The sequence below is a fragment of the Streptomyces sp. ICN903 genome, assembly GCF_022015835.1.
Lineage (GTDB): Bacteria > Actinomycetota > Actinomycetes > Streptomycetales > Streptomycetaceae > Streptomyces > Streptomyces fenghuangensis.
Genome location: NZ_JAKMAY010000546.1, coordinates 1 through 1,636, shown reverse-complemented (window position 1 = coordinate 1,636; position 1,636 = coordinate 1). Strand labels below are relative to the sequence as shown.

General features: G+C 74.7%; 2 protein-coding genes. One reads left to right on the top strand and one right to left on the bottom strand.

The annotated features are described in order from the left end of the window. Window positions 1-319: homogentisate 1,2-dioxygenase (locus L7D48_RS28660; protein ID WP_237884001.1), on the bottom strand; the 319-nt coding region annotated here is incomplete at its 3' end. Window positions 320-532: 213 nt separating this feature from the next. On the opposite strand from L7D48_RS28660, the gene L7D48_RS28655 reads away from it, so the two are divergent. Beyond that, window positions 533-1,636, top strand: a 1,104-nt coding sequence (locus L7D48_RS28655; RefSeq protein WP_237883999.1) for a molybdopterin-dependent oxidoreductase, incomplete at its 3' end; no start/stop codon positions are given.

Below are 1,636 nucleotides of genomic sequence, written 5' to 3'. Positions count from 1 at the left end.
GGTTGGGGTCGGGCTCGGTCTCGGTGAAGGGCGCGCCGCGCAGGGAGCCGCCGTCGGCGCGGACGAAGCGGGGGTGGGCGGCCGAGGGGCGGATGCGGTACAGCCAGGAGCGGCGGTTGTGGGCGCGCGGCTCGGTGAAGGCGGTGCCGCTGAGCTGCTCCGCGTAGAGCCCCAGGGGTGCGCGCTGAGGGGAGTTGCGGCCGACGGGGAGCGCTCCCGGAACGGCTTCGGAGGCGTGTTCGTTGCCGAAACCGGAGGAGTACGCCAGCCCCTCCGCGGTCTTGCGCGCCTGCTCGAAACCGCTTGTGGTGCCACTCATAGCAACGCTCCTGGTGCTCAGGGTTTCCTGTTGTCAACCATAGGAATGCAGGGGTCCGCACGTCAACGGCGCGTCTTGGACGGGCGCGCCGCCGTTTCGGCTCCCGCCCCTGGGCGGCCGGGGGGTTACGGGGCTAAGGTTCACTTACCGGCCGGTCGGTATGGAGCCGCCGGACCGCACAGCCCACCCGGACACCGCTCACCAGGGGGACCGATGCCGGAGAGTGCCACCACGCAGCCGAACGAGGAGCCCGGCGCGCGACCCGGCCCGTCCGCGGGCACCGGCTCCCGTACCGCCCTGCGGATCTGCCCGCTGTGCGAGGCCACCTGCGGTCTGGTCGTCACGATCACTCCCGGCGACGGCGGACGGGAGCGGATCACCGCGGCCCGCGGCGACCGTGACGACGTCTTCAGCCGCGGCTTCGTCTGCCCCAAGGGGGCCCTCCTCGGCGAGCTGGACACGGACCCCCACCGCCTGACCCGTCCCCTGGTCCGCCGCGACGGCGAACTGCGGGAGGCGAGCTGGCAGGAGGCGTTCGCGGCGGTCGCCGAGGGGCTGGGTGGCGTCCTGGCCGGCGGCGACCCCCGGGCCGTCGCCCTCTTCCTGGGCAACCCCAACGTCCACACCGTCGCCGGGGCCCTCTACCCGCCCCTGCTGGTCAAGGCGCTGCGCACCCCCAACGTCTTCACCGCCTCCACCCTCGACCAGATGCCCAAGCACGCCGCCGGCGGACTGCTCTACGGCGACCCCCTGGCCATCCCCGTCCCCGACCTGGACCGCACCGACCACCTGCTGATCGTCGGTGCCAACCCGCTGGAATCCAACGGCAGTCTGTGCACCGCCCCCGACTTCCCCGGCCGTCTGAGGGCCCTGCGGCGGCGCGGCGGCACCCTCACCGTCGTCGACCCGCGCCGCACCCGCACCGCGCGCCTGGCCGACCGGCACGTGGCCGTGCGGCCCGGCGGCGACGCCCTGCTGCTGATGGCGATGGTCCAGGTCCTCTTCGCCGAGGGCCTGGCCGACACCGGCGCGGCCGGGGAGCACCTCGGCGGCGTGGAGGACGTGGCCCGCCTCGCCGCCGACTTCACCCCCGAGGCCGTGACCGGCGCCTGCGGTGTCGAGCCGGACGTCATCCGTACCCTCGCCCGCGAACTGGCCGCCGCCGAGCGCGCCGCGGTCTACGGCCGCATCGGCAGCACCACCGTGGAGTTCGGCACCACGGCGAGCTGGCTGGTGGACGTCCTGAACGCGCTGACCGGCAACCTCGACCGGCCCGGCGGCGCGATGTTCCCGCTGTCGGCCACCGCCCGCGCCCCC